At 70.1% G+C, this 20594-nt stretch carries 22 protein-coding genes; 11 read left to right on the top strand and 11 right to left on the bottom strand.

What is annotated here, in order from left to right:
- Positions 1 to 21: 21 nt before the first annotated feature.
- Positions 22 to 255 carry a DUF6480 family protein gene (locus JAV51_RS12540; protein WP_197320879.1) on the bottom strand — a complete coding sequence of 78 codons (234 nt, stop codon included), beginning with the start codon at positions 253 to 255 and terminating at the stop codon, positions 22 to 24.
- A gap of 123 nt (positions 256 to 378) precedes the next feature.
- Here JAV51_RS12540 and JAV51_RS12535 point away from each other — a divergent pair, with 123 nt between their 5' ends.
- The gene (locus JAV51_RS12535) at positions 379 to 597 is read left to right on the top strand and encodes a hypothetical protein (RefSeq protein WP_197320878.1); all 219 of its coding nucleotides are present in this window, start codon (positions 379 to 381) and stop codon (positions 595 to 597) included.
- Positions 598 to 680: 83 nt separating this feature from the next.
- On the opposite strand, the gene JAV51_RS12530 is transcribed toward JAV51_RS12535, so the two are convergent.
- A complete protein-coding gene (locus JAV51_RS12530) occupies positions 681 to 824 on the bottom strand; it encodes a hypothetical protein (protein WP_197320877.1) in 144 nt (47 codons plus the stop codon).
- A gap of 218 nt (positions 825 to 1042) precedes the next feature.
- Here JAV51_RS12530 and JAV51_RS20460 point away from each other — a divergent pair, with 218 nt between their 5' ends.
- Positions 1043 to 2395 carry an FAD-binding protein gene (locus tag JAV51_RS20460; protein WP_197320876.1) on the top strand — a complete coding sequence of 451 codons (1353 nt, stop codon included), beginning with the start codon at positions 1043 to 1045 and terminating at the stop codon, positions 2393 to 2395.
- Here the strand turns inward: JAV51_RS20460 and JAV51_RS12520 are convergent.
- Positions 2353 to 2772 (bottom strand): hypothetical protein, encoded by a 420-nt coding sequence (locus JAV51_RS12520; RefSeq protein ID WP_307845869.1) that lies wholly within the window; start codon positions 2770 to 2772, stop codon positions 2353 to 2355. The genes JAV51_RS20460 and JAV51_RS12520 overlap by 43 nt on opposite strands.
- Positions 2773 to 2923: 151 nt before the next feature.
- Between JAV51_RS12520 and JAV51_RS12515 the strand changes: the two genes are divergently transcribed.
- From JAV51_RS12515 to JAV51_RS12485, 7 genes are all read left to right on the top strand, one after another.
- Positions 2924 to 3274 carry a MerR family transcriptional regulator gene (locus JAV51_RS12515; protein WP_197320874.1) on the top strand — a complete coding sequence of 117 codons (351 nt, stop codon included), beginning with the start codon at positions 2924 to 2926 and terminating at the stop codon, positions 3272 to 3274.
- A gap of 52 nt (positions 3275 to 3326) precedes the next feature.
- On the top strand, positions 3327 to 4739 hold the full coding sequence (locus JAV51_RS12510; protein ID WP_197320873.1) for an FAD-binding oxidoreductase: 1413 nt from the start codon (positions 3327 to 3329) through the stop codon (positions 4737 to 4739).
- A gap of 37 nt (positions 4740 to 4776) precedes the next feature.
- Positions 4777 to 6114 carry a cyclopropane-fatty-acyl-phospholipid synthase family protein gene (locus tag JAV51_RS12505; protein ID WP_197320872.1) on the top strand — a complete coding sequence of 446 codons (1338 nt, stop codon included), beginning with the start codon at positions 4777 to 4779 and terminating at the stop codon, positions 6112 to 6114.
- A gap of 91 nt (positions 6115 to 6205) precedes the next feature.
- Entirely contained in the window at positions 6206 to 8242 is a 2037-nt protein-coding gene (locus tag JAV51_RS12500; protein ID WP_197320871.1) for a neutral/alkaline ceramidase, read from the top strand.
- 149 nt (positions 8243 to 8391) lie between these two features.
- Positions 8392 to 10002: a prenyltransferase/squalene oxidase repeat-containing protein gene (locus tag JAV51_RS12495; RefSeq protein WP_197320870.1), complete on the top strand. Its 1611-nt coding sequence runs from the start codon at positions 8392 to 8394 to the stop codon at positions 10000 to 10002.
- The gene (locus JAV51_RS12490; RefSeq protein WP_197320869.1) at positions 9999 to 11255 is read left to right on the top strand and encodes a cytochrome P450; all 1257 of its coding nucleotides are present in this window, start codon (positions 9999 to 10001) and stop codon (positions 11253 to 11255) included. The genes JAV51_RS12495 and JAV51_RS12490 overlap by 4 nt, the downstream gene beginning before the upstream one ends.
- Positions 11243 to 12148, top strand: a complete 906-nt coding sequence (locus JAV51_RS12485; RefSeq protein WP_197320868.1) for a UbiA family prenyltransferase — start codon at positions 11243 to 11245, stop codon at positions 12146 to 12148. Before JAV51_RS12490 ends, JAV51_RS12485 begins: the two co-directional genes overlap by 13 nt.
- Positions 12149 to 12151: 3 nt before the next feature.
- On the opposite strand, the gene JAV51_RS12480 is transcribed toward JAV51_RS12485, so the two are convergent.
- Positions 12152 to 12973, bottom strand: coding sequence for an SAM-dependent methyltransferase (locus JAV51_RS12480; RefSeq protein ID WP_374059033.1), 822 nt, complete (start codon positions 12971 to 12973; stop codon positions 12152 to 12154).
- Between the two features lie 301 nt (positions 12974 to 13274).
- Here JAV51_RS12480 and JAV51_RS12475 point away from each other — a divergent pair, with 301 nt between their 5' ends.
- Positions 13275 to 14117, top strand: a complete 843-nt coding sequence (locus JAV51_RS12475) for a phosphoribosylaminoimidazolesuccinocarboxamide synthase (protein WP_197320867.1) — start codon at positions 13275 to 13277, stop codon at positions 14115 to 14117.
- Between the two features lie 4 nt (positions 14118 to 14121).
- Here JAV51_RS12475 and JAV51_RS12470 read toward each other — a convergent pair whose 3' ends face one another.
- Both JAV51_RS12470 and JAV51_RS20235 read right to left on the bottom strand, forming a co-directional pair.
- Positions 14122 to 14412: a DUF3040 domain-containing protein gene (locus JAV51_RS12470; RefSeq protein ID WP_197320866.1), complete on the bottom strand. Its 291-nt coding sequence runs from the start codon at positions 14410 to 14412 to the stop codon at positions 14122 to 14124.
- Positions 14413 to 14432: 20 nt separating this feature from the next.
- The gene (locus tag JAV51_RS20235; RefSeq protein WP_307845878.1) at positions 14433 to 14591 is read right to left on the bottom strand and encodes a DUF1360 domain-containing protein; all 159 of its coding nucleotides are present in this window, start codon (positions 14589 to 14591) and stop codon (positions 14433 to 14435) included.
- Positions 14592 to 14865: 274 nt separating this feature from the next.
- On the opposite strand from JAV51_RS20235, the gene JAV51_RS12460 reads away from it, so the two are divergent.
- Positions 14866 to 16002, top strand: a complete 1137-nt coding sequence (locus JAV51_RS12460) for an AI-2E family transporter (protein ID WP_197320864.1) — start codon at positions 14866 to 14868, stop codon at positions 16000 to 16002.
- 75 nt (positions 16003 to 16077) lie between these two features.
- On the opposite strand, the gene JAV51_RS12455 is transcribed toward JAV51_RS12460, so the two are convergent.
- The 5 genes from JAV51_RS12455 to JAV51_RS12435 form a co-directional block, all read right to left on the bottom strand.
- Complete coding sequence (locus tag JAV51_RS12455; RefSeq protein ID WP_197320863.1) at positions 16078 to 16995, bottom strand: universal stress protein; 918 nt, start codon at positions 16993 to 16995, stop codon at positions 16078 to 16080.
- A 28-nt stretch (positions 16996 to 17023) separates the two neighbouring features.
- Entirely contained in the window at positions 17024 to 17401 is a 378-nt protein-coding gene (locus tag JAV51_RS12450) for a hypothetical protein (RefSeq protein WP_197320862.1), read from the bottom strand.
- A gap of 101 nt (positions 17402 to 17502) precedes the next feature.
- Positions 17503 to 18312, bottom strand: coding sequence for a carbohydrate ABC transporter permease (locus JAV51_RS12445; RefSeq protein WP_197320861.1), 810 nt, complete (start codon positions 18310 to 18312; stop codon positions 17503 to 17505).
- A complete protein-coding gene (locus JAV51_RS12440; protein ID WP_197320860.1) occupies positions 18309 to 19235 on the bottom strand; it encodes a carbohydrate ABC transporter permease in 927 nt (308 codons plus the stop codon). Before JAV51_RS12440 ends, JAV51_RS12445 begins: the two co-directional genes overlap by 4 nt.
- Positions 19232 to 20593 carry a sugar ABC transporter substrate-binding protein gene (locus JAV51_RS12435; protein WP_197320859.1) on the bottom strand — a complete coding sequence of 454 codons (1362 nt, stop codon included), beginning with the start codon at positions 20591 to 20593 and terminating at the stop codon, positions 19232 to 19234. Before JAV51_RS12435 ends, JAV51_RS12440 begins: the two co-directional genes overlap by 4 nt.
- Between the last annotated feature and the right edge of the window lies 1 nt (position 20594).

Genomic DNA, 20594 nt, shown 5'->3' with positions numbered 1-20594 from the left:
TCGCCGGTCGGCGTGAACGGGTCACCGCGTCAGGTAGACGATCAGGTAGGTCAGGAAGAACCCGGCGATGAGCGCCACGACCACGACGATCGTGACGAGCCACGCGATCGACATCTTCCGGCTGGGACGCGGCTGCGGATGGGAGAGACCGGAGGTCTGACCGGAGTCGGGCGGCGTGTCGCCGGGGCTGACACCACCACCGGGTTCGAGTCCGGGAGTGCTGCGCGGATCGGGGTCCGGGTTTTGCGACGTCATCTGCCCGTGTCCCTCCTCGCGGATCGTCGGCGGACGGCCACCGGATACCCGAGGGCGCCGAGATCAACCCGGCGTTTCCCGTCGGCGTGGCACGGGAAGTCGAGAGACCGAAGGGAGGCGCACATGCACCGTGAGAGCGACACCCACGGTCCGCGGGAGGACGAGGAACTGAAGGCCGAAATGCAGGGGATGCTCAAGGGCAACCGGCCGACCCGCGCCGAGGAGTGGCGGGACCCGGAACCACCCGCCGACGACGACCCCGCGGCTCCGCCCTTCGGCAGCTCCGTCGAGGAACCGGTCGAGAGCGTCGGCGACGAACCCTCCGGCGAGTCGGGAGCCTGACTGAGCGAGCACGTTCGGAAACGTCGCCGTTCGGCCCACCACGGACACCGCGAGCGGTGGCACGCTGGTGGGCCGATGTGTCGTTACTCGCGGCCTCGCACGATGGTCGGCTCCAGGTCGTCGTCGTCGAACCCGGCGGTGGCAACGACTCCGCCGCTGGACTGCCCGGTCGCCGCGTTGTCCGAGGATTCGGTGGAATCGGTCCGGTGGGGGTCGACGTCGCGCATCGCTCGCTCCTCTCGCACGGTTGATCTTGCAGGAGATACCCGGCCGGAGAGAGGAAAAACACACCGACCGGACGTCCTGATCTGGTGAAGATCGGTTCGCCTCCGCCGGGGTTTCAGCCTGCATCCGTGTGAATGCGCGCCAGGACGTCGGATCGAGCCATGCGGCGTTCCCGGGCACGTCCCGGGGCCGCCCGGGCAGGGGCCGCTACAGTCACGCCGTGTCGCTCGCCGCTCACCTTTCCCGCACTGTCCCCGGCCACCTCCACGTCGTCGACGACGACGCAACCCTTGCCCGGTTCTCCCGCGACTGGGGCGGGCTCGTGCACGCCCGGCCTGGCACGGTGGTCCGCCCGGCCCACGCGTCCGAGGTCGCCGCTGTGCTCACCTTCGCGTCGGACACCGGCACTCCCGTGGCGCTGCGTGGCACCGGCCACTCGTGCTTCGGCCAGAGTCTCGTCGAGGGTGGCCTGGTGATGGACCTGAGCGGCCTGGCCCGGGTTCATCCCGGGGTCGGCCGGGAAGTGGTGGCCGACGCGGGCGCTTCCTGGCGGCGAGTCACGGAATCGGCGCTCGCACGCGGTCTGACGCCGAGAGTGCTGCCCGACCATCTCGGTCTCTCGGTGGGCGGCACGCTCTCGGTCGGCGGGCTCGGCGGGGCGAGCCACCGGCACGGGGCTCAGACGGACACCGTCCGGGAGCTGGAGGTGGTGACCGGCGCCGGCGAGGTCGTGCGGTGTTCGGCGGAGCAGAACCGCGACCTCTTCGACGCGGTCCGGGCGGGTTCGGGCCGGTGTGGAGTGATCACCCGCGCGACGGTGTCACTCGGCACCGCGGCTCGCAGCGCTCGCCGCCGCAAGCTGTACTACCGCGAGCTCGACACGTTCCTCGCCGACCAACGCACGGTGGTCGAGCAGGACCGGTTCGATCACGTGGAGGGCCGCGTGCTCCGAGTGGACGGGTCGTGGCTGTACCGGCTCGACGCGACCACGTACTACCTGTTGCCGTCCGATGTGGACGACGAGAAGCTGTTGGCCGACCTGTCGTTCGACCCGTCACTCACCGAGGTGACCGAGTACGGCTACGGCGAGTTCTGCGACCGGATGGCCGACGGGGAACGTCGACTGCGGGACAACGGCGAGTGGTACCGGCCGCACCCGTGGCTCACGGTGTTCCTGCCCGGCACCGAGGTGGCCGAGATCGTCGGGCAGGTGCGCGACACGTGGAAGGTGTCCGATTCGGACACGGTGCTGCTCTACCCGCTGCGACCCGACCGCGTCACCACTCCCCTGCTGCGCCTGCCGACCTCGACGTCGGGGGAACCGGTGTGGTTGTTCGGGCTGTTGACCGTCGCCGACCCGCACGACCCGATCGATCTGGCGCGCCGACTCGAACGCAACGCGATGCTGGCCGACCTCGTCACGGCGGCCGGAGGAACGGTGTATCCCGGCAGTGCGGTGCCGAAGGGCTGCGTCGACTGGGCGCGTCAGCTCGGGGACGCCGGGTCGGCGCTGGAGACCGCGCGTCGGCGCTACGACCCGGCGGGGGTGCTCGCGGCCGCCCACTCCTGGTAGCGCCGCGCGAACTCGCGGTCGGCGTCGGGGGTGGTCCATTCGCGGAGATCATCGAGCGCCGGGTCCACCACGGCAGCACCCGTGGCGAGACAGTTGCGAAGCGCCGCGAGGTCGGCCACGAGGTCGTCGGTGGCGGTCGGCTCCCCGATGTCACGGGCATGCTCGGCGATGCCGTCCACGGCCGTGGCCAGCGCGCGGGTGAGTCGGGCGGCGCTGCGCACGGCGTCCCGGAGAGCCTGCACGTCGTCGGTGCGCCGCGCGAGCGCGGAGCAGGTCCGCCGCACGCTCCGACCGACGCGGTCCACGGCGGCGCCCGCGTCGTCGAGCGTCGTGGTCGTCGAAGGCCGAGAGGGCACCGGGGAATCCAGAACAGTCACGACAGTGTCACCCACTTCTATCGAGTGTTACCGGTTTACCTGCCTACTGATCGCATAAAACTTATAGCGAGCACTGAAGATTGGGTCAACCGACCGAGACAGGTAAAATGCTCGCGCTGGTGTCGAACGACCTTGCACCGGGAGTGCCGCGATGGACCTGCGGAAGCTCGACGACGAGCACTACCCCGCCTTCAGCACAGGCCAGGCCGCCGAGCTGCTCGGGGTGGAGCAACCGTTCCTGCGCAGTCTCGACAACGCGGGTGTCGTCACGCCGCAGCGGTCGAGCGGTGGCCATCGTCGCTACTCCCGCCATCAGCTCGGCCTGGCCGGACGACTGCGAGAACTGTTCGACGAGGGACACAACCTCGTGTCGGCCCGCCGCATCCTGCAGTTGGAACGGGAACTCGACGCGGCGAACACCGAACTCGCCCGCCTGAAGCAGCGCCTGGCCGAACTGGAGGGTGACCGCCCGGTCGAGCCAACCGGCGAGAACACCGAGTGACCCGGCGCCGCTCGTCCTGCACCACCCGCCACCAGGGGCGATGCTGGAACGCATGGTGCTGGACAATCGGTCTGCGTCATCTCGGGAGCCGGACACGCCGTCGGCCGCGACACGGCCGCTCGCACCCGGCTACGCCGAACGAGTGGAGTCGGTGCGGGCCCAGTTCGTCGCGCAGCCGCCGGACTCCCCCGTCCGCCTCGCCAAGTCGACGTCGAACCTCTTCCGTTCCCGACGCCGCCGTGACACTCCGGGCCTGGACGTCTCCGGGCTGACCCACGTGCTCGACGTCGACCCCGTGGCACGCACCGCGGACGTCGAGGGCATGGTCACCTACGAGCAGTTGGTCGACGCCACCCTGCCGCACGGCCTGATGCCGATGGTGGTGCCGCAGTTGAAGACCATCACCGTGGGCGGCGCGGTCACGGGCCTCGGCATCGAGTCGTCGTCGTTCCGCAACGGGATGCCGCACGAGTCGGTGCTGGAACTCGACGTCCTCACCGGCGACGGCGAGGTGGTGCTCGCGCGCCCGGACAACGAGCACGCCGACCTGTTCTTCGCCTTCCCCAACTCGTACGGGACGCTCGGGTACGCGCTGCGGCTGCGGGTGGAGCTGGAACCCGTCCGCCCGTACGTGCGATTGCGCCACGTGCGGTACAGCGACCCGCGGGCCGCGTTCGCGGAACTGGCCGCGATCTGCGCCGAGGGTCGGGCCGACTTCGTCGACGGCACCGTGTTCGGCGAGGACGAGTTGTACCTGACGCTGGGCACCTTCACCGACGAGGCTCCCCGGGTCAGCGACTACACGTGGCTCGACATCTACTACCGCTCGATCCGCGAGCACGACATCGACTACCTGCCCGTCCGGGACTACCTGTGGCGGTGGGACACCGACTGGTTCTGGTGCTCGCGGGCCTTCGGCGCGCAGTACCGGCCGGTGCGGCTGCTGCTCGGACCGCAGCGACTCCGCTCGGAACGGTACTGGAAGCTCGTGTCGCTCGACCGCCGCTACCGGTTGTCCGACCGCGTCCACCGACTGCTGGGACGGCCACGACGCGAGGCCGTGATCCAGGACGTCGAGGTGCCGGTGGACCGGGCGAGTGAGTTCCTCGACTTCCTGCTGGCCGAGGTGCCGCTGCGGCCGGTGTGGCTCTGTCCGGTCCGGCAACGCCACCCCGACCGGCAGTGGCCGCTGTACGAACTCGACCCGCACACGCTGTACGTCAACTTCGGATTCTGGGGAACCGTGCCCATCCGCCCGGGCACCCGACCCGACGCGCACAACCGGCTGGTCGAGGAGAAGGTCACCGAACTCGGTGGGCGCAAGTCGCTGTACTCGGAGGCGTTCTACGACGAGAGCACCTTCTGGCAGCTCTACAACGGCGCGGTCTACGACCGCGTCAAGCGCCGTTACGACCCCGACGACCGACTGCTGAACCTCTACGACAAGTGCGTCCGAGCCGAGTGACACCGCGATGCGGTGTGCCGAAGGGAGTGTGAGCCCGATGGGCAACGCAGCGCCCGACACCTGGACGAACGCGAACGAGCCGATCCGGACTCCCGTCACGCCGGAGCCGGTGCAGGCAGCCGCAACCGGTGTCTGCACCACGCTCGCGCGGTTCCTGCGCGACGACGCTCCCGTGGCGGTCACCGCGTACGACGGCAGCAGCGCCGGTGCGCGCGACGCGTCGTTGCGCATCGAGGTGCGCTCGCCCGCGGCACTGTCGTATCTGCTGTCCGCGCCCGGTGAACTCGGCCTCGCCAGGGCGTACGTCACGGGCGCGCTCGACGTCGTGGGCGATCTGTACTCCGTGTTGCGGGCGACGAGCGGCGTGGTGGAAGGACTCGACACCGCGGCCAAGTGGACGATCCTGCGCGACCTGGGCCCCCGGCACCTGAGGTTGCTCCCGCCCCCGCCGGAGGAAGCACCGAGTCGGCTGCGTCGCACCCTCGACGGGCTCCGGCACTCGAAGGGCCGCGACAGCAGGGCGATCGCGCAGCACTACGACGTGTCGAACCGGTTCTACGAGCTGGTGCTCGGGCCGTCGATGGCCTACACCTGCGCGTGCTACCCGGCTCCCGACGCGACGCTGGAGCAGGCGCAGTTCCACAAGTTCGACCTCGTGTGTCGCAAGTTGGGACTGCGGCCCGGCATGCGGTTGCTCGACGTCGGCTGCGGCTGGGGAGGCATGGTCGCGCACGCCGCGGAGCACTACGGGGTGCACGCCGTGGGAGTCACGCTGTCGCGCGAACAGGCGTCGTGGGCGCAGCGGAAGCTGCGACGCCGGGGTCTCGACGACCGCGCCGAGGTACGGCACGGCGACTACCGCGACGTCACCGAGCACGGGTTCGACGCCGTGTCCTCCATCGGCCTCACCGAACACGTCGGCGCCCGCAACCTGCCCGCGTACTTCCGCTTCCTGGCGGCGCGGCTGCGCGAGGGCGGACGCCTGCTCAACCATTGCATCACCCGGCCGACCACCCACGAGTCGCACCGCACCGGGCCGTTCATCGACCGGTATGTGTTCCCCGACGGCGAGCTGGAAGGGGTCGGCACGATCGTGTCGGCCATGCAGGACAACGGTTTCGAGGTGCGGCACGAGGAAAACCTGCGCGAGCACTACGCGCGGACGCTCGCGGCCTGGTGCGCCAATCTCGACGCGCACTGGGACGAGGCCGTACGGGAGGCGGGGCTGCGTCGGGCGCGGGTGTGGGCGCTCTACATGGCCGCGTCGCGCCTGTCGTTCGAACGGCGTCGCATCGAGTTGCACCAGGTGCTCGGCGTGAAACCGGCGCCGTCCGGCGAGGCGTCGATGCCGCTGCGTCCGGACTGGGGCGGCTAGGCCGTTCGCGGGTCTGCCTCTTGCGCCACCGATCACCGCTCGCGCACAATCGTGAATCTCATTCATATCTACGACGTTGTAGGTAGGCGCGATGCGGAAGCGACTTCGGCGGCTGGGCGCACTGTCCGCCGCGACGGCACTGGCGATCACCCTCGCCCCCGCGGCACAGGCCACCCCCTCCGACGAGGGCTACCTCGTCGGACGCGGCATCGCCGACGCCACCGGCGAGATCGCCGAGGTCGGCATGATGGGCTACGGCCGACTCGACCAGCAGGCCGAAGGACTGCACACGCGCCTGCATGCTCGGTCGTTCGTCATCGTCGACCAGGCGACGGACGAGCGCGTACTGCTGGTCGTCGTCGACTCCCCGATGATCTTCTCCAGCGTGCACCAGGCAGTGCTCGACCGGCTCGCCGACGAGTACGGCGACCTCTACGACGAACAGAACGTGCTGATCACCGCCACCCACACGCACTCGGGCCCCGGCGGCTACTCCCATCACCTGCTCTACAACCTCACCACGCTGGGCTTCCACCAGAAGACGTTCGACGCGATCACCGACGGCATCCTCGACTCCGTCCACCGCGCGCACGACGACCTCGCTCCCTCGACGCTGCGGCTCACGCACGGTGAGCTGACCGGCGCGAGCGCCAACCGGTCGCGCGAGGCGTTCGACCACAACCCCGAGGACGACCGCGCATTCTTCCCGGACGCGATCGATCCGCAGACGACACTGCTGCGCATCGAACGCGACGGCGAACCCGTCGGAGCGATCAACTGGTTCCCGACGCACAACACAAGCATGTCGGGCGACAATCGGCTGATCAGCGCCGACAACAAGGGCTACGCCGCCTACCACTGGGAACGTCAGGTCGAGGGCGTCGACTACCTCGACGACGCCTCCCCGGACTTCGTGGCCGCGTTCGCCCAGACCAACGCGGGCGACATGTCCCCCAACCTGGATCTCGCCCCGTCGCCCACCCCCGAGGACCGGCACCGAACCGCCGAGATCGGACTGCGGCAGTACCGCGCCGCGGCGGCGCAGCTCGACCGGCCCACCACGCCGGTGAGCGGTGGCCTCGACGCCGCGACCGTCTACATCGACCTCTCCGACGTCACTGTCCGGCCGGAATTCACCGGCGACGGGCGCGAACACCGCACGTGTGATCCGGCCGTGGGAGCGGCGATGGCCGCGGGCAGCACGGAGGACGGCCCCGCGTTCCCGCTGTTCGCCGAGGGCGACAATCCCGTGCTCGACCTGGTGTCCGACAAGATCCTCTACGAGGTGTCGCCCGAACTGCGCGACTGCCAGGCACCGAAGGCCGTGGCCGTGCCCATCGGGGCCATGAACGACCTCTACCCGTGGGTGACGGAGCGCGTCCCGGTGCAGCTCGTGCGCATCGGGTCCCTGTACCTCGTCGCGATCCCCGGCGAGGTGACGATCTCCGCCGGGCTGCGACTGCGTCGGACCGTCGCCGACGTGGTGGGCGCCGACGTCCGGGACGTGCTCGTCGCCGGGTACAGCAACGGCTACGCCCACTACGTGACGACCCCCGAGGAGTACGACGCCCAGCACTACGAGGGCGGGTCGACGTTGTTCGGCCGATGGGAGCTGGACGCGTTCCGACAGACCGCGCACGATCTCGCCACCGCCCTGCGCGACGGCACCACGCTGCCCGTCGGCACCGCGCCGCCGGACCTGTCGTCGCGCCAGCTCGTGCTGCAGCCCGGCGTCGTTCTCGACACTCCCGTCCTCGGCACCCGATTCGGGGACGTGCTCACGCAGCCCAGGTCGGTGTACCTGCCGGGAGAGACGGCGAGCGTCGTGTTCTCCGGCGCCCATCCCGGCAACGACCTGCACCGTGGCAGCACGTACCTGGAGGTGCAGCGGTGGGAGGACGGCGAGTGGCGACGGATCGCCGACGACGGTGACGCCTCGACCACGCTGACGTGGAAGCGGCACGGCATCTCCGCGTCCAAGGTGACCGCCACGTGGACGGTCCCGGCCGACGCACCCGCGGGCACCTATCGCATCCGCTACCACGGGGACGCGAAGGATCTGTCGTCGACGGTGCGGGAGTTCACGGGCACGAGTGCGGAGTTCCGCGTCACCACGTCCGAGCAGTGAGGACGGGCCTTCTCCTCGACGAAGGACCACTGCTCCGTTCGGATCAAGATCATGTCGCACCGCGGGCAACGATGCTACGTTCGGTGGCCGATCGACTACCCGATCGCGGACAAATTTCATCCCGACGTGGCTGCCGAGGAGTGTCACACATGACACCGCGAGTGTCCTGGCTGGACCGTACGGCCGAGACAGTTCGAACCCTGCTCACCGACATGGCCGCCGACCCGAACGGGCAGTTCGAGCCGTGTGTCTACGAGACCGCGCGGCTCGTCGCGCTGGCGCCGTCGCTGCCACACCACCGACAACGGGTCGCGTTCCTGCTCCGCGAGCAACGCGGCGACGGCGCGTGGGGCGGCCCGGCCGAGTACGACCTCGTCACCACCCTGAGCGCCACCGAGGCGCTGTTGACCGAACGGAACCGCGCCGACGCCGACCCCGCAGTGGCGTCGGCGGCCGACCGCGGTGTCGAGGCGTTGTCCCGCCGCCTCGCCGACCTGGACGCGCTGCCGGACACCGTGGCGGTGGAGATCATGGTGCCCGCGCTGCTGTCCGAGGTGAACGCCCACCTCGCGCGGCTCGGCCGCCCGACACTGCCCGAGCCACCCGGGACCCGACCCGAGCTGCTGGAGGCGATCCGCGACGCGCTCGCGCAAGGCCATCCCGTCCCGGAGAAGCTCTGGCACTCGCTCGAACTGTTCGGTCCGTCCGTCCGAGGCGCACGGTCCGTGCGTCCTGTGGACGATCGGCTCGTCGGCTGCTCGCCCGCTGCCACCGCCGCGTGGCTCGGCGACGACGTGCTACGGGAGGGAAGCCACCCGGGTGTCGCCTACCTGCTGTCGGTGCAGCACACGAACGGCGGTGTGCCCGTCGCCGCGCCGCTGATGCTGTTCGAACGCTCGTGGGTACTGTCCACACTGCTCGACACGGGCGTGCCGCTCACGGCGCCGCGTCCCGTGTTGGACGAACTCGTCAGCAGCCTCCACGCCGCGTTCGGGGACGACGGCGCCGCGGGCGGGGACGGTCTGCCCGTCGACGTCGACGACACCGCCACCGGGCTGCTCGCCCTCGCCCTGCTCGGCAGCCCTCGCTCCCCCGACGTGCTGCGCGGATTCGACCGCGGCGACCACTTCTTCTGCTTCCCGGAGGAACGCACCCCGTCGACCACGGCGAACGCCCACACCGTGCAGGCGCTGGGCAGCACCCTCGCCCTCCCGGCCTCCAGCACGGTGCTCGACGACACCCAGCGCCGCTGGTGCGCCGAACGTCTGGAGACGGTCGTGGGCTGGCTCGTCGACCAGCAACATCCGGACGGCAGTTGGACCGACAAGTGGCACGCCTCGCCCTACTACGCCACCGTCTGCTGTGCCGTCGCGTTGGCCCGGCACGGCGGCCCCGCGGCAGCCGACGCCGTGCGCCGCGCCGTGGACTGGGTGCTCGCGACCGAACAGGACGGTGGGCGCTGGGGCACGTGGGAGCCGACCCGGGAGGAGACCGCGTACGCGGTCCGGCTGCTGCTACGGGCGAGCGAGGTCACCGACGAACGCATCGCCCCGGCAGCCGAACGCGGCGCCCGCACACTGCTGCGGCACTGGACTGACGAGCGCCCGCACCCGCCGTTGTGGCACGACAAGGACGTCTACACGCCGACCCGCATCATCCGGGTCGAGATGCTGGCCGCGTTGTACGCGGCACACACCGACCCGCGCACCGCACCACTGCTCGCCGACGCCACCCTCCCCGTGGGAACCGGAGTGGGATGAACCGCACCGAACTACGCATGGCGTTGCGGACGCTGCCGTTCCTGGACGCGCACCGCACCGTTGCCGAACGGCACGTCCGCCTCGCCGACGATCCACCGAAACTGCTGTTGTGGGACCCCGAGACGATCGAGTGGTTGTTCGCCTCGGACAGCGAGCTGGACCACCCGGGCAGTCGCAGCCTCCGGCCGCTGTTCGGCGAACACTCGCTGCTCTGGGTCGACGGCCCGCGCCACACCGCGTACCGCAAGGTGCTCGGGCCGCCGCTGCGAGGTCGTCGGCTGACCACCTACGCACCGCTGATCGCGGAGACCGTCCACGACGCCGTCGACGCGTTGACCGTGGGGCAGACCGTCGTGTTGGCCGACTGGACCCGCCAGGTCGCGCTCCGGATCATCGCGCGGCTGGTGCTCGGCGACACGGATCGGCGGACCGAGGCGGTACTCGACGACTTCACGTCCTGGATCGACGACGCCCTCGGCTCGCGGCCCCGCACCCTCGCACACCGGTTCCTGCGCGGTGGCCTGCCCCGGTCGAGTGCCGACCTCGACGGCCGACTCGTGGACTGGGCCCGCTCCGGGAGCACGCGCGAGCCCGCGACGCTGGCGTCGTTGCTGCTGAACGCCGACGGCCCCCTGGCCGATCTCCGCGACAACGACGCCGAGCTGCGCGACCAGCTCGTGTCCCTGCTGTTCGCCGGTCACGAGACCACCGCGTCGGCGGCGGCGTGGACGCTGTACCGGCTCGCGGTCGACGAGTCACTGCGGCACGACGTGCTCGACGAACTCGACGCCACGAGCGACGACGTGCCGACGGCGTCGGCGGCCCCGCTGCTCACCGCGGTCATCTCCGAGTCGCTGCGGCTCGCGCCTCCGGTGACGGTGGCGGAGAACCGGCGACTCCGCTGCCCGGCCCGGCTTCTCGGCCGCACGTTCCCGGCGGGCACGACGCTGACCACGAGCATCTACCTCGCCCACCGCCAGGACGACGCGTTCCCGCAGCCGTTGCGCTTCGACCCGTCCCGGTTCCTCGGCCGCAAGCACCCGCCGTCGGTCTACCTCCCGTTCGGCGGCGGCGCGCGGCGGTGCCTGGGCAGCCAGCTCGCGATGCTGGAGCTGCGCCTGATCACCGCGTCCGTGCTGCGGCGCAGAGAGTGGCGGTGTCTCAACCCTGCCGCAGGCAGGCTGCAACTGCGCGGCCACGCGATGGCCCCGTCCTCCCGGCTCCGCGTGCGGGTGACCGCATGTCGCGACTGACCGCGAGGGAACTCGCCGCCGTCCACCGGCTGGAGTTCCCGTTCTGGCTGAACACGGTGTGTCAGGCGTTGTGGGGCGCGTGCTTCGCCGCGGCGACACCGGCGGACGTGCTGAGTTGGCCCGCACTGGCCTCCGTGGTGTCGGCGGTGCTGCTCGTGGAAGCGGGTCTGGTGCTCAACACGGTCGTCGACCTCGACAGCGACGCCCGACATCCCGAGCGGTCGACGCTCTCGTCGGCCGCCGCGCGCCTCGGTGCCCGCCGAGGCTACGCACTCGTGCTCGGAGAGGCCATGGCGGGCCTGGTGCTGGCACTCGTCGTGTCCCTCCACACCGGACACATCGCGGTGGTGCTCGCCGCCGCGGGCGTGCTGCTCGCCCACGTGTTCTACAACGTCGAGCCGGTGCGGCTGAAGTCGCGAGGACTGGTGGGGGCGTTGGTGTTCGCCTGCGGTGTCGTGATGTTGCCGAGCCTGCTCACCCACGCCGCCCTGCAACCCGACCTGCCGCCCCCGACCGCGTTGGTGCTCGCCGGGCTCACCGTGCTCGCGGCGGCGCGAGTCGTGTGGTGGTCGGTGCCCGACGCCGCCGCCGACGCCGCGGCGGGCATGCGAACCACGAGTGTGCGGCGTGGTCCCGTCGGGGCGTTGCGGCTGGCCTGCCTGCTGCTGCTCGGTGGCCTCGCCGTCCTGGTGTGGGGATCGTGGTGGCTCGGCGGTCTCGTCGCGACGCTGGTGGTGGCCACGGGACACGCGCTGTTCACGGGCTCGGCCGTCCTGCTCACCCACCGGGTGTCGGTCGGCGCGCCGGTGAGTTCCACCTGGCTGCGCCGCACCGTCATGCCCGTGGTGCTCGCCGCGGACGTCGCCGTCGTGGGCGTCGCGCTGGCCGTGTGACGGTCAGCTCTTGCGCCCGATCCCGGCGAACATCCGCACCTCGTCGGGGTTGCGCAGGTCCTCGTCGTCGCCGGGGTCGGGCCGCCACAACGGCGCGGGCACCACGCCGGGCTCGACCAGGTCGAGTCCCGCGAAGAACTGCGCGACCCGCTCCCGCGAGCGCAGACTCACCTCGGGGAACCGACCGAACCTGAGGTTCTCGAAGAGCCGCAGTCCTTCGAGGACCTGTTCGTCCTCACCGAAGTGGGAGATCGCGAGGTAGCCGCCGCTGGGCAGCGCGTCCACCCACGAGGCGACGAACTCGTCGGCGCCCTCGGAATCGGGGATGTGCAACAGCAGCTCGGTCATGAGCACGACGAACGGCCGGGTCGGATCGAGCACGGCTCGGACGTCGTCGTGGGACAACACGCCCTCGACGTCGCGGCAGTCCGCCACCACGAACCGCGTGCCGACCGATCCCTCCAACAACTCCTTGCTGTCACCGGCGATCGACGGGTCGGCGTCCACATACGCCACCCGGCACTCGGGATCGGCCGCCTGGGCCACGTGATGCACGTAGCCCTCGTCGGGCAACCCCGAACCGAGGTCGAGGAACTGGGTCACTCCTTCCTCGACGAGGAACCGCACCTGCCGACGGACGAGCTCGCGCTGTTTGCGGACGAGGTAGGGGATGTACGGCGCGCAGACTCCGATCTGGTCGGCCATCTCCCGGTCTGCCTCACCGTGGTTCGCACCGCCCAGCCAGAAGTTCCGGATACGGGCAATGTTGGGCAGGACGGCGCCACTGGGCCCGTCCGGGTTCAGTGCTCCTCGGGGCATCGCCACTGTCGAGCACGCCTCCTCAAGATCCGCCGGCGCCACGCGCACCGAAGGGAATTCGGTTTCCCGACGACGGCGATCCTACTGACCGGGAACTTCCGATGTAACGAGCCGAGCGCAGTCTGTCACGATCATGGAAAACGCACAGAATCCCTGTAGGGGGGCCGGAAATTACGCCACCACGACCCGCGCCGCGTCGCGCCGCGCTGCCCCGCGTCAGTCCACTGTGGCCAGTGCGTGATGTGAGCCACAACCGGCGTCTCCCCCGCCCGTGGGCCCGGTCGACGGCAGTCGAGGGCCAACTACGATGACGCGCGTGAAGCACCTGCATGCGGGCAAGGTCCGCGATCTGTACGAGGACCGAGGCGACCTCCTGCTCGTCGCGTCCGACCGCGTGTCGGTGTACGACGTGCCACTGCCCACGCCCATTCCCGACAAAGGCGCGTTGCTCACCCAACTCTCGGTGTGGTGGTTCGAGCGTTTCCGCGACATCGTGCCCAACCACCTGATCTCGGCCACCGACGTGCCCGCCGAGTTCGCGGGGCGGGCCATCCGCTGCCGCCCCCTCACCATGATCAAGGTGGAATGCGTGGCCCGCGGCTACCTCACAGGTTCGGCACTGGCGGAGTACCGGCGCACCTCCAGCGTGTGCGGCGTTCCCCTCCCACCCGGCCTGGAGGAGGGCAGCAAGCTGCCCGAACCGATCTTCACCCCCACGACGAAGGCCGACGCGGGCCACGACCTGCCGATCACGTTCGACGACGTCGTCGCGCAGGAGGGCCGTGAGACCGCCGAACGACTGCGCGAGTTGACCTTGCGCATCTACCGCGAGGGCGCCGAGTACGCATTCGAACGCGGCATCATCGTGGCCGACACCAAGCTGGAGTTCGGCTGGGACTCCGACGGCACCCTCACTCTCGGAGACGAAGTCCTCACCTCCGACTCGTCCCGGTTCTGGCCCGCCCACAGCTGGGAGCCGGGCCGCCCGCAGGACTCCTTCGACAAGCAGCTCGTCCGCGACTGGGCCACCTCCACGGGCTGGGACAAGACACCCCCCGGTCCCGCCGTGCCGCCCGACGTGGTGGAAGTGACCCGCAGCCGCTACATCGACGTGTACGAGCGACTCACCGGGCGCACCTGGCAGTCCTGACGCGTCACTCCAGGCGCCGGTGCCGCACCGGAGCGTTGTTCCAACGGGTGACGTGCAGGCAGGCCGCCGCCGCCAGGCACACCGCACCGAAGAAGATCAACCCGAAGTTGAGCGTCACCACGCCCAGCACGATGAGGGCGATGGCGAGCGCGTCGACCGCATAGCGGAGCGTGCGGGAGCGGGCCCAACCACCGGGCGTTCCGACCTGCCCGAGTGCCTTGGCGAGGTGCGGGTCGTCGTACTCGAACCACTCCTGTATCCGTTCCAACTCCCGCCGTTCGTGGTGGCTCAACATCGCGCACTCCCGAAGCCCGTTCAATCGTCGTTGGTCCGTGAGTCGGCTACGTGCAGGTGTCTTCGCCCCGACTCGGTCAGGTTTGCCTCGCCCGCGGCCTCGGCGTACCGGGTGAACGGAGCTCGCAACGGACTCGTGACGGAGTCCTGCGCGAGCGGTCGACTCGCCTCGGCGGTCACCACGGTGTCGCCCGCGCTCACCATCGGGTACGCCGCCGTCGCCCCGACGTGACAGCCCGACCGGGACGCCGAACCCTCGTGGCAACGCCGCGTGTCGCGCGCTCGCTGCACTGTGTCCGTCACCACGCCCATGTCGGGGGACTACCCCTCCCCTTGCGGTGACAAACGGTCACCGGGCACGGTGCGGTAACGCTCGGTCGGCTGGCTCGCGTTTCACCTCCTCACCGCGTGGCAATCCGCGCTCACAGATCGCGTAGGCGTCGCTGGAGGTGCCATGTCCGAGCCGGCCGTGAGGTTCACCGCCGGCACGCTCCGTCGCGCAGCCCTCTTCTCCGCGCAGTTCCTCCTGGTGTTCGGCGCGCTGTGGGCGTTGCGCAACATCGTCAAGCAACTGAGCTACGTGCTCATCCCGCTGTTCGTGGCGCTGTTGCTCACCGCGATGCTCGAACCCGTCGTCGGCTGGCTCGTCCGCCGTCGCTGGCCGCGCTCGCTCGCGGTCCTCGCCGCGCTCGTCCTCGGGCTCGTCGTCGTCGGCGGTCTGCTGGCGGTCGTGGTCTTCTCGATCATCGACTCCTACGACGAGCTCCGACTCCGCGTGATCGAGAGCATCGAACGGCTCGAAACCTGGCTCGCCGACAGCTCACTGCCCTTCAGCACGGACCTCCTCAGCCGGGTGCAGGACTGGCTCGGCAGCAACCAGGGCGAGGTGCTCGGCCAGGCCGTCACCGCGTTCAGCACCGTCGGCGCGTTCCTGGTGGGCCTGGTGATCGCGCTCGTGCTGTTCATCATGTTCCTGTACGCGGGGCCACGACTGTGGGCGGCGACCCTGGTCCCCTGGCGACCCACCACCCGCGCCGTCGTCGACGATGCCGGACGCCGCGCCTACCGCGGGGTCGTGCTCTACGTGCGGGTGACGGCACTCGTGGCGCTCATCGACGCGCTCGGCATCGGCATCGGCCTCGCCGTGGTGGGTGTCCCCCTGGCCGTTCCTCTCGCCGCGCTGACGTTCGTCGGCGGTTTCATCCCGTACGTGGGCGCGGTGGTCTCCGGCTTCCTCGCGGTCGCCGTGACACTGGTCAGCAACGGCTTCGTCGCCGCGCTCATCATCCTGGGCGTCGTGCTGGCCGTGCAGCAGCTCGAAGGGCAGGTGCTGCATCCTCTGCTGCAGGGCAACTTCAGCAACCTGCACCCCGCCGTGGTGCTGGTCGCGCTGGTGATCGGTGGCGCAGAAGGCGGCATCGCGGGTGCACTGTTCGCGGTACCCGTCGTGGCCGCCGTCCGCGGCGTGGTCCTGGCTGTCGCCGAACACACCGCGGCCCGCAGCAAGATCGAGGCGGAGGAGGCGGCGGAGTCGGAGGAACCACCCCGCGAACCACCGGAGGACGGCGTGAAGGACGACGAGCCACGGTGATCGGTATGGGGCCTTTCGTCGCCGCCCCCGCGGAGAACCACCGTCCGGGTCAACGACTGGACCGGCTGGAGGCTCCTAGTCGTCCTCGTCCTCGTGGCGGCGGAGCACCGCCACCGGACACGGGGCGTGGTAGAGCACCGCGTGACTCACCGAGCCGAGCAGGGCTCGGGTCATCCGGCCTCGGCCGTGACTGCCGACCACGAGCAGCCGGGCGCCCTCGCTGCGGTCGAGCAACGCGTGGGTCGGCCGTTCGGTGACCGCGTCCCACTGCACCGTGACGTTCGGGTGCCGTTCGGCCGCCCGGGTGAGCTGTTCCCGCGCGATCTCCTGGACGGCGTCGTCCACGTGGTAGAGCCCCGCCTGGCCAGGCGGCGCGGTGGCGTAGACGTCCAACGGCCAGTCCGTCCACGAATGCACGGCCCGCACCGGGACACCGTGCCGTTCGGCGAAGGTGAGTGCGAACTCGACGGCCCGCACGCTGGTGCCCGACCCGTCGATCCCCACGACGACGGGCGCCTGCAGTGGCGCGGGTGCGCCGCGCACGACAACCAGGGGTTGCGGCAGGAACCGAGCGAAGTACGCCACCGTCGACCCGAGCAGCATGCGCGACAGCGCGCCGCGGCCCGAGGCACCCGCCACCACCATCACGGGCTCGACGTCCTCGGTGAGCTCGGTGACCGTGACCTCGGGCGCGCCGTCGGGCAGCGTGGTCAGCACCGTGAGTTCCGGATGCAACGCACGACAGTCGTCGGCGAGCTGCCGCAGGATTCCCCGCGTGCCCTCGACGGCGTCCCCGGCTTCGAGTCGCTCACCCCGTGCGCCCGGGGTGTCCCACTCCAACGACCACACGATCACCAGCGGGCACCGGCGTGACGCAGCTTCTCCTGCGGCCCACCACACCGCACGTCGCCCGCCGTCGGACCCGTCGAAGCACGCGAGCACCGAGCCTCGCGCGTCCGTCGGCGACCAGTCCGTCGACCACTGCCTGCTCATGGCCGCTCCCCGGCCGAGTACTTCCGCGTCACGAGGGACCTCCCTCGACCGATTCGACGCGGTCGACGACGAGGGGCGTTCCCTGCATGCAGGTGGTGGGCAGGTCCGGTCGTGTCGTGCCCCGCACCGTGACCTCCACGCCCGGACGCATCTCGGGCCCGGCCTCCAACAGGAGGTACTCCCGGTCGTCGGCGGCCAACACGAGGCAGTTCGGCTCGACCCCGCGCTCCACGGTGCCGCGTGCGGTCACCTCGACGGGCCGGGGAGTCGTCGACTCCGTCGGCCCCAGGGACGTCGTGGGAGGCGGTGACACCGGCTCCGAGGGGGCGTCGCCCCCGCCACACCCCGTGAGCAGACCCGTCACCGCGGCGACGCCGACGACCACCCCCACGACCAGCCCACGCACGACCGCTCACCTCCCGCTGCACACCGCGACGACGGTGACGCCCTCCGGATTCCCGGACTCGGCGTGATCAACCCTCCGCCCGCGGTGGCGCGGTCGGCGGCCTACTTCACCGCGCCCATGGACAGGCCACGCACGAGGTGTTTCTGCGCGATCCAGCCGATGATCATCACCGGCAGCGACGCGAGCAGCGCGGCGGCCGACAGTTGCGCCCAGTAGAGGCCCTCGCTCGTGATGAAGCCGGACAAGAACACCGGCACCGTCCCCGCACGCGCCGCCGTCAGGTTGATCGCGTAGAAGAACTCCGTCCACGAGAAGATCACGCAGATCAACGCCGTGGCCGCGATACCGGGAGCCACCACCGGCAGCACCACGCGACGCAGCAGCATCGGCAACGACGCCCCGTCGATCCGCGCCGCCTCGATCATCTCCTTGGGCACTTCCAGCAGGAACGACCGCATCATCCACACCGCCAACGGCAGGTTCATCGCGGTGTAGAGGACGACCAGCGCCCACACGTGGTCGAGCAGCCGCACGTTCTGCGAGATCACGTAGAGCGGGATGATCGCCGCGACGATCGGCAGCATCTTCGTCGACAGGAAGAAGCCCAACGCGTTCTCGGTGCGCTTGATCGGCGCCAGCGACAGCGCGTACGCCGCGGGGATGCCCAACAACAGCACGAACACCGTCGAGGTCACCGTGACGAACGCCGAGTTGGCGAGGTAGGGAAGGAAACCCCGCTCGACCACGCCGGCGAACTGCTCCCAGGTCGGGGTGAAGACCACCGACGGCGGATCGGTGTAGGCGTCGGCCTCGCGCTTGAACGCCGTCACCACCATCCACACGACCGGGAACACGAACAACACCGCGACCACCCAGGTGAACGCGGTCAACGACGCCCGCCCCAGCTTCACTTCACGCCTCCGCTCACGTCGAACGACCGGAACATCAGGCGCAGCGCGAACGTGGCCACCAGCAGCGTCAACACCACCACGATGACCCCCATCGCCGACGACTGACCGACGTCGAAACCCTCGAAGGCCCGCTGGTAGATGTAGAACGGCAGGTTGGTGCTGGCCGTGCCGGGCCCGCCCTGGGTCATCAGATAGATCGCGTCGAACGAGTTGACGATGTAGATCGCGCCGAGCAGCGCGGCCAACTGCAGGTACCGGGCGAGCTGCGGCAACGTCACCGACGCGAACGTGCGCCACCGGCCCGCGCCGTCCATCTGCGCCGCCTCCAGCACCTCCTTCGACTGGGCCTGCAACCCGGCGAGGATCAGCAGCGTCATGAACGGCGTCCACTGCCACACGACCTGAGCCATCACCGACGCCAGCGGATACTCCGACAACCAGTCGACGTCCGCGCCGAACACGAAGTTCACGAGCCCGTAGGTGGGGTCGAACATCGTGGTCTTCCACAGCAGCGCCCCTGCGGCGGGCAGGATGAGGAACGGCGTGATGATCAGCGTCCGCACCACCGCGCGCCCGGGGAACGCCCGGTCGAGCAGCAACGCCAACCCCAGCCCCAGCGCCATCGACACGAACACGCACACCACGGTCAACAGCACCGTGTTGAGCATGGCGCCGCGGAACTGGCTGTCGGTGAGCACGTCGACGTAGTTGTCGAACCCGACGAAGTGCTGCGACCCCGGCCGCACCAGGTTCCACGACTGGAACGAGTAGACCACCGTCAGCAGGAACGGCACCTGCGTGACGGCGATGGTGAAGACGAGCGCGGGCAGCAACGGCGCCCGCCGTTTCCACGGATTCTCCCGACGACGCGGGCGGGGCTGCACCTGCCGCGTGGTCGCCTCCTCGGCCAGAACTGTCGTCATCGACTCTCCCGGTACGACTCGCCCACGGTGTCGGCGTAGGACTGGGACTGCTCCAGCGCCTCCTCCACGGTCTGCTGCCCTGCGATGGCCGCGGAGATCTGCTGGCTCACCCGAGTGCCGAGGTCCTGGAACTCGGGTATGCCGACGAACTGGATGCCGTCGTACGGCACCGGCCGGGTCATGGTCTCGGCTTGGTTCGCGTGGCGGATGCCGTCGAGCGTCGCGTCGGCGTACGCGCTCGCGGCCTCGCGGTACTCGGGAATGTCGTAGGTGGACTGTCGACAGCCCGGCGGCACCCGGTTCCAGCCCAGTTCCTCACCGACCAGGCGCACGTAGTCCTTGTCGGTCATCCAGCTCATGAACTCCCACGCCAGGTCGGGGTTCTCCGCGCTCGCCGGAATCGCCAGCGACCACGTGTAGAGCCAGCCGCTGGCCTCCGTGTCGACCACCGGCGCGGGCGCGTAGCCGGACTTGCCGACCACCTTGCTGGACGCCGGATCCTCGTTGGTGCCCGCCATGACGGTCGCGTCGTACCACATGGCGGCCTGGCCCTGCGTGTACCGCGTGCCGCACTCGGAGAAGCCCGCACTCGACGCGCCCACCTCGCCGTGCTCGCGCACCAGGTCGACGTAGAACTGCGTCGCCTCCCGGAACTCGGGCGAGGTGAGCTGCGCGTTCCAATTCTCGTCGAACCACCGGCCGCCGAAGGTGTTCACGACCGTCGTCAACGGCGCGAGGCTCTCACCCCAACCGGGCTTGCCGCGCAGGCAGATCCCGGCGATCCCCGCCTCGTCGTCGTCCAGCACGGCGGCGAACTCCGCGATCTGTTGCCACGTCGGCCGTTCGGGCATCGCCAGGCCCGCCTCGGCGAAGAGGTCCTTGCGGTAGGCGAGGAACGACGACTCGCCGTAGAACGGCACCGCGTACATCGATCCCTCGTACGACAAGGACTCGCGGATGCTGGGGATGAAGTCGTCGACGTCGTAGTCGGGGTCGGCCGCCAGGTACGGGCCCAGATCGGTCAGCCACCCGTTCGCCGCCCATTGCGGGGTCTCGTAGTTGCTGATCATGACGATGTCGAACTCGCCGCCCTGGGTGGCGGTCGAGGCCGTGATCTTCGCTCGCGCCTGGTTCTCCGGCAACGACACGAACGTCAGCTCGACCCCGTGTTCCCGCTCGAACCGGTCGGACAACGCGATCGCGTCGTTCATCTGCGGATTGGCCACGATCGCGACGACGAGTGAGCGGCCACCCGTGCCGACCGCTCCCGCGCCCGCACACCCCGTGAGAGCGAGCAGGACGGCGACCAGCAGCAACGGCACGCGGTGACGCCGATGTCCACGCGGTGCTCGCAGCATG

Source organism: Saccharomonospora sp. NB11, assembly GCF_015910535.1.
Lineage (GTDB): Bacteria > Actinomycetota > Actinomycetes > Mycobacteriales > Pseudonocardiaceae > Saccharomonospora.
The sequence above is the reverse complement of the archived record's forward strand: the minus strand, read 5'-3'. Positions and strand labels throughout refer to the sequence as shown.

Coding starts and splice junctions, on each gene's coding strand:
- JAV51_RS12540 (WP_197320879.1), bottom strand. CDS start 255: ATGACGTCGCAAAACCCGGACCCCGATCCGCGCAGCACTCCCGGACTC.
- JAV51_RS12535 (WP_197320878.1), top strand. CDS start 379: ATGCACCGTGAGAGCGACACCCACGGTCCGCGGGAGGACGAGGAACTG.
- JAV51_RS12530 (WP_197320877.1), bottom strand. CDS start 824: ATGCGCGACGTCGACCCCCACCGGACCGATTCCACCGAATCCTCGGAC.
- JAV51_RS12515 (WP_197320874.1), top strand. CDS start 2,924: ATGGACCTGCGGAAGCTCGACGACGAGCACTACCCCGCCTTCAGCACA.
- JAV51_RS12510 (WP_197320873.1), top strand. CDS start 3,327: ATGGTGCTGGACAATCGGTCTGCGTCATCTCGGGAGCCGGACACGCCG.
- JAV51_RS12505 (WP_197320872.1), top strand. CDS start 4,777: ATGGGCAACGCAGCGCCCGACACCTGGACGAACGCGAACGAGCCGATC.
- JAV51_RS12500 (WP_197320871.1), top strand. CDS start 6,206: ATGCGGAAGCGACTTCGGCGGCTGGGCGCACTGTCCGCCGCGACGGCA.
- JAV51_RS12495 (WP_197320870.1), top strand. CDS start 8,392: ATGACACCGCGAGTGTCCTGGCTGGACCGTACGGCCGAGACAGTTCGA.
- JAV51_RS12490 (WP_197320869.1), top strand. CDS start 9,999: ATGAACCGCACCGAACTACGCATGGCGTTGCGGACGCTGCCGTTCCTG.
- JAV51_RS12485 (WP_197320868.1), top strand. CDS start 11,243: ATGTCGCGACTGACCGCGAGGGAACTCGCCGCCGTCCACCGGCTGGAG.
- JAV51_RS12475 (WP_197320867.1), top strand. CDS start 13,275: ATGACGCGCGTGAAGCACCTGCATGCGGGCAAGGTCCGCGATCTGTAC.
- JAV51_RS12470 (WP_197320866.1), bottom strand. CDS start 14,412: ATGTTGAGCCACCACGAACGGCGGGAGTTGGAACGGATACAGGAGTGG.
- JAV51_RS12460 (WP_197320864.1), top strand. CDS start 14,866: ATGTCCGAGCCGGCCGTGAGGTTCACCGCCGGCACGCTCCGTCGCGCA.
- JAV51_RS12455 (WP_197320863.1), bottom strand. CDS start 16,995: ATGAGCAGGCAGTGGTCGACGGACTGGTCGCCGACGGACGCGCGAGGC.
- JAV51_RS12440 (WP_197320860.1), bottom strand. CDS start 19,235: ATGACGACAGTTCTGGCCGAGGAGGCGACCACGCGGCAGGTGCAGCCC.
- JAV51_RS12435 (WP_197320859.1), bottom strand. CDS start 20,593: ATGCTGCGAGCACCGCGTGGACATCGGCGTCACCGCGTGCCGTTGCTG.